Annotated in this window: 4 protein-coding genes; 1 reads left to right on the top strand and 3 read right to left on the bottom strand. The window is 60.7% G+C overall.

Going from position 1 to position 5,525, the window contains the following annotated elements:
* Positions 1 to 224 precede the first annotated feature (224 nt).
* Positions 225 to 977 (top strand): TetR/AcrR family transcriptional regulator, encoded by a 753-nt coding sequence (locus BJF87_RS21580; protein ID WP_035755987.1) that lies wholly within the window; start codon positions 225 to 227, stop codon positions 975 to 977.
* Between the two features lie 199 nt (positions 978 to 1,176).
* On the opposite strand, the gene BJF87_RS27140 is transcribed toward BJF87_RS21580, so the two are convergent.
* The 3 genes from BJF87_RS27140 to BJF87_RS21595 all read right to left on the bottom strand — a co-directional run bounded on the left by BJF87_RS27140 (position 1,177) and on the right by BJF87_RS21595 (position 5,131).
* Positions 1,177 to 1,542 carry a hypothetical protein gene (locus BJF87_RS27140; RefSeq protein WP_316042977.1) on the bottom strand — a complete coding sequence of 122 codons (366 nt, stop codon included), beginning with the start codon at positions 1,540 to 1,542 and terminating at the stop codon, positions 1,177 to 1,179.
* 533 nt (positions 1,543 to 2,075) lie between these two features.
* Entirely contained in the window at positions 2,076 to 2,990 is a 915-nt protein-coding gene (locus BJF87_RS21590) for a metal-dependent hydrolase (protein ID WP_006359124.1), read from the bottom strand.
* A gap of 590 nt (positions 2,991 to 3,580) precedes the next feature.
* A complete protein-coding gene (locus BJF87_RS21595) occupies positions 3,581 to 5,131 on the bottom strand; it encodes an NAD(P)/FAD-dependent oxidoreductase (RefSeq protein ID WP_042378920.1) in 1,551 nt (516 codons plus the stop codon).
* Positions 5,132 to 5,525 lie beyond the last annotated feature (394 nt).

The following is a 5,525-nucleotide window of genomic DNA, read 5'->3' on the forward strand; positions in this document are numbered from 1 at the left end:
ATCTCGCCGAACGGCTGCAGCAGCGCGGTCGGTTGCACGATTTCGTGGTGTTGCCGCAGATCGGTCACATGATCAACATGGAGGCACCGAAAGATTTCAACGAAGCGGCGGCGCGATTGGACGCAGCCACGGTAGAAAGTTGACTCCTGAACCGTATCTATGACCGAATGCACATGAGCTGATGATCGCTTGGGGGAGGGACTTCCGGTATTGTTACTCCTAGAATGTCAGTCGTCCGCCGAGTTTCCTCCGCGCCATCTCAGGTGCAGCGCCGGGTGATGGATGCCCGTAGCACTCGTTGGGATGAACACCGAGTCGCGGTACGCGCACAGCTGGTCGACGCGGCCATCCGGATCATCGAACGCTATGGCGCAAGCGTCAGCATGGACGACATCGCTGCGGAGGCAGGCGTATCTAAGCCGAAGCTGTACCGCTACTTCGGCGACAAAGCGGGTCTAAACGGGGCGGTGGCGGCGAAGCTCGGTGCGTTGATGTGGGAGTCGGCGCAAGTCACAATCTTTGCTGAGCAAGATCATGCGTCTGTTGACGATATGATTCGCTCGTCGGTCCAGTCCTACGTCGCGCTGGTTGGGAAACACCCCGTGGTCGTCAGGTTCCTTATGGCGAATCACTTGTTTCAGTACTCCGGATCGGGAGATGGCGGAGTTGCTGACCAGTTGAGGTCGGTGATGGAGGCCGTCGCCGACCGGTTCACTGAAAGTCTGCAGCGTGTTCACGCAGATGCCTCGATCATTCCCTTGGCCGTGGCGTCCATTCTGGGTTCTGGACTATCGGCGACTCAGTGGTGGATCGACAACGGTCGTGAGCAAGGGGTAGACGACAAGTTCTTCGCCGCACACCTATCGGAGACAACGTGGGGAATAATCAACGGCGCGGCCGCAACCGTAGGCGTTGCCTTCTCACCTGATCTGCCATTTAGCCATCCCGGTTTCGCGTCCCGCCTCGAGATGAACTGACCCGCGTTTGCAGCTAGTTGCTGGCCCAGTGTGCCGCTGGCTCTGGATGTAATTCCGCCGCCGGCACCCCCGGTACGCAGCCATCGGACTACTCACGCCACAAGCTTTTCCCTCTTCGCCGAGGCGCCCCTGCACGTCAGCGAACTCGACGAGTAATCCTTTCATGGCACTGCATTAGAGTGAATGTCGGCGGTCACTGTCAGGCTTGCACGACTCGCCTGCCGAGGAACCCGACATATGCGACCACCCCAATCAAACCGTAAACGCGGGACCGGCTGTTGGAGAGGGCGAGGCCGATCAGGGTCTCACTTGCACCATTCGCGTAAGTCCATTCACGCGTGTTCTCGGGAAATGCAAGCTTGGTGATCGATTCAAAAGCCTGCGGAACAACAAAGTGCGCCAACCCTGTTCCCGCCATTCCCAAACCGATCAATTTCGGCAACACCGACGTCGTCGCCTTTCCGGTCTTGTAGGCGGTTTTCGCTGTCACCACCGCCGGACTCCTAGACGCAACGGCCGCAGCCACATGCGTTGCCTTCGACTTCTGCTTTTCAGCAATTTTCAATTGCCGCACCTTTCGTCGCAATCATAATATCTGAGCCCAGCCGGAATTGCGGCCGATCCACACCCGACGTGACCGCTCGGGTGTCAGTAATCTAAAACCCCCCGCCCACCCCGGTGGGCTAGCCCACCACCAGCGCGATTCAGACCTCCCTTTTCAGTGCGGCCTCGTTGAATCCAGAGGAGTGAATCGCCCGGCTTGAAAAGCTCGATTAGGCGGTATCCGGCTTCTGCTGGGACCGGATTTCACGATGGTCGGTGATCGTCGGGTTCGACCAGTAGGCGGTCTCGGATTCGATGGGTGGACGTTCGATCTTGCCGCGTAGGCGGCGATGGTTGAGTCATTCGATGCTAAGTGCTCCGGCCCCGGGAAGGCCCCATAAGAGACGAAACCCTGATCCCGTCCATGCCCGACTTCAACCCTCCCGTGCCATCAGGAAATAGCCAGCCAGTGAGGTTATCTCGATCAACGAGCACCCGACGATTTCGCCGAGAAGATGGTTTCCTTGCCGTGTTGACCCGAAAGGAGGCCTCAGCTCAGCGCCGCTTGCTTGCACCAACAAGGTGGTCCGCCAAAATACCTTGGTCACCGAACAGCTCCGATCCCCAGGTCTCGAGCAAGTGCACTGTGGGGTTGTCGCTGGGATGGAACCCGCGCCGTGTGTAGGTTCCCAACTCACGCAACACATCTCGGTTTATCCACGGGTTGGTGCGCATAGCCGCCACGCTGCGTAGAACACGAGCGGGGTTGTACGTGGCGCGATCGGTGAGCATCGACGCCAGCGTGGACACGGTCACGAGCCCCAGGAACGTGATGTGGATGCCACGCATCGTGCCAATACGCAGAGCTTCACTGCCACCGATGGCTCGGTAGACGTCGAACGCCACCGCTTTGTGCTCGACCTCCTCGTAGGCGTGCCACAGCAAAAGCCCTCGCATTTCGTCCGAGGTGAGCAGACTGCGCGCCTCAGGATTCGTGAGAAGCAGAGAGGCCAGGGTCGCCGTGTAATGCTCGAGGCCTGCGGTCATGGCCAACGAATATTTATGTGGCGCATGGCGATAGATCATCGCCAACGCCCGCTTGGTGAGGCGGTCATTGAGCCTTGTGGGGTAACCCATCTCCTGGAGACGCTCGTTGATCTCTCGGTGCTCGCGTCCGTGTGTCGCCTCTTGGCCGATGAACCCGTCGACTTGAGCCCGCAACGTCGGATCGGTGATCTCATCCTTGTAGTACTTGACTGACCGGATGAAAAAGTCCTCGCCTTCGGGGAAGACGGACGACAGCATGGATACGACGTGACTCATTATCAGGTCGTCGGAGACATAGTGCCGGTTCATAGCGCCCTGCGGATAGGAGAACTTTATCCGCCGCGCACGTATGGGCGTCCCCGCCTTGGTGTCGGCCACCCCCGCGTCGTCGACGGACGAAATAGCGCGTTCGTTCCCGTTCATGCTGACCTCCGGTCGTGCCGCGAACCAGAGTATGTGTTGGCGGTCACAAGTATATCCGAGTATCGGTCTGCATGGACGTGTTGTCAATGGTCGAGCAGCCCCATTCAGCCCCGAAGTGAGTACCGCGCGGGGGGCGCTCAGGCAGGCCCCTCGGCTTTACCTACGCTCGTCCACCTACGCCCGGACCCCCGATCGGGCGATCCCGATGCCAGATCTGCACGCTGCGTTGCAGGCAATGCGCGCGGACATCGCCTGTGGAGAGGAGATCGCTTGAGGACGATCTCAGGGAGCCGCATACCGCTATCCGCGCTCGGTCGCGCCGGCGATCACCGATAAGCAGCACCACCGGTGCGATCTTGCAGTTACCGCCTCACCACACCCCGGCCCCACCCAAACAAGTGGTGGTTGCGGAGCAGCGATTGAGCGCCTGAGGATGAGTGCAGTGCAATGACGAAGCCGACGATCATCGCCAGTGCACCGATCCGCGTCGAACCCGACGGCGACCCGTCGTGAAGACGTCGTCGAAGTCCATGGGCGCAGGTTACGCACTTCCTTTAGGCTCGGGCGGGGGTTGCCTTGCGGTGTCGTCCTCAGGCGCGAATGGCGGTGCCGCTCGGGCTCGGTGTGGCCGGGCGGTCCCCGGCTCGGGCGAACCGCAGGACGTCGTCGGCGACGTCGCCGCGGAGCAGTCGACGGTCGGTGTAGTAGCTCATGGACATGACCCACGGGGCCTTCAGTCCTTGCTTTGGGAACGTGTCCAGCGATCGCTGAACGTAACCGGCAGCGAAGTCGAGCAGCGGACGGGTCTGCATCGACGGATCGGCGACCGCCCACACACTGTCGTATCCGTGAGAGTCCATGTAAGCCAGCAACTTACAGAAGTATTTACAGAGCAGGCCGATCTTTAGCGTCCAGGACGCATTCGTGTAGCCGACGGCGAGTGCGAAATTAGGTACGCCGGACAGCATCATGCCCCGATACACAACTGAGTCGGTCAACGATACGACGCGACCGTCGACGCTGAGTTCGACACCGCCGATGAGCTTCATGTTGAGGCCAGTCGCGGTGACTATGATATCTGCTTCTAGTTCTTCTCCGCTCGCGAGCAGAACACCGGTCTCGGTGAACCTGTCAATGCGGTCGGTGACGATCGACGCCTTGCCGGATCGAATGGTGCGGAACAGGTCGGAGTCGGGCACCACGCACAGCCGCTGATCCCACGGGTTGTAGGGCGGATTGAAATGAGTATCCACGGGATACCCCTTGGGAAGCTGGAACTGATTGATCTTACGGATCGCCCGGCGGGCCAGGCTAGGGAAGCGTACGGATAGATCGAAGGCCAGCCGCTGCTGGGCGACGTTCTTCTCGCGCGTGAGTGCATATCCACGCTTGTCGCCCAACACCTTCCGGAGGAAGTTCGCGATGACGTCCTCGCGTGGTAGCGGGACGATGTAGGTGGGCGTTCGCTGCAGCATCGTCACATGAGCGGCGCGCTCGGCCATCGCCGGCAACAGCGTCACCGCCGTTGCGCCGCTACCGATCACGACGACACGTTTGTCTGTGTAGTCCAGATCCTCCGGCCAGTGCTGTGGATGGACGATCTGTCCCTGAAAGCGTTCGCGCCCGGCGAAGTCCGGAGTGAAGCCCTCGTCGTAGTCGTAGTATCCGGAGCCGCAGAAGATCCAGCGCGCACTGATATGGATCCGTTCGCCGCTGTCGGCACGGTCGATGGACACCAGCCATCGCGCGTCGTCGGAGGCCCAGGACGCCGATACCACCCGGTGCTCGTACCGGATGTGATCGGACAGACCGTTCTCGTCAATCGTCTCGTGCAGATAGTCAAGGATCCGAGGGGCGTCCGCGATGGCCTGCTTGTCGGTCCACGGCTTGAACTCGTAGCCGAAGGTCTGCAAATCGGAATCCGACCGAACCCCCGGATATCGGAAGAGGTCCCACGTCCCGCCGGGAGCGCTCCGGGCTTCGACGACGGTAAACGTCTTCGCTGGGTGTTCGGTCCGCAGATACCGCGCAGCTCCGATGCCCGATATGCCGGCACCGATGATGAGGACGTCGACGCGGTCGGTGGTCGTTAAGGTCACGTGGGCTCCTTTGGTTGCTGATGCTGACACAGTGTCCAGCATGCACCGTGTCTAGCCATTGGTTTCACCGGGTTGGATGCACCACGTCGGCTGATCGGCGAGGTCGCGGCGGTGTTCTTTCCTCCGGAACGGGTCCGGGTCAGTGCCCAGGTTTACTTCTCGTGTTCGTGGTACGGGGCGGCACCGAGATCAAGAACGGGCCAGCGTTGTCGGGTCCAGCGTTGTCGGGTACGGACCTGAGTCGGTCCGGGATGATCTGCCACCGCACCAAATTCTCAAGGCCAAATCCGGCTCTTCCTGATTGACGGTGCGTAGAACGGGTTCTACCGGGCACAAGATGTAGGTCGGGTTCGGCGGCGGCGAGCCGGGGATGCGGGCGGGTCCTGTGGTGTGAAGATGAAAGCCCCTACACCTCATCACTCACACCGACAGGACC

Origin of the sequence: Gordonia sp. CNJ-863 (assembly GCF_001942325.1) — a bacterium.
Lineage (GTDB): Bacteria > Actinomycetota > Actinomycetes > Mycobacteriales > Mycobacteriaceae > Gordonia > Gordonia alkanivorans.

Bases quoted from the DNA above. Each gene is read 5' to 3' on its own strand.
- BJF87_RS21595 (WP_042378920.1), bottom strand. From the start codon at position 5,131: ATGCTGGACACTGTGTCAGCATCAGCAACCAAAGGAGCCCACGTGACC.
- BJF87_RS21590 (WP_006359124.1), bottom strand. From the start codon at position 2,990: ATGAACGGGAACGAACGCGCTATTTCGTCCGTCGACGACGCGGGGGTG.
- BJF87_RS21580 (WP_035755987.1), top strand. From the start codon at position 225: ATGTCAGTCGTCCGCCGAGTTTCCTCCGCGCCATCTCAGGTGCAGCGC.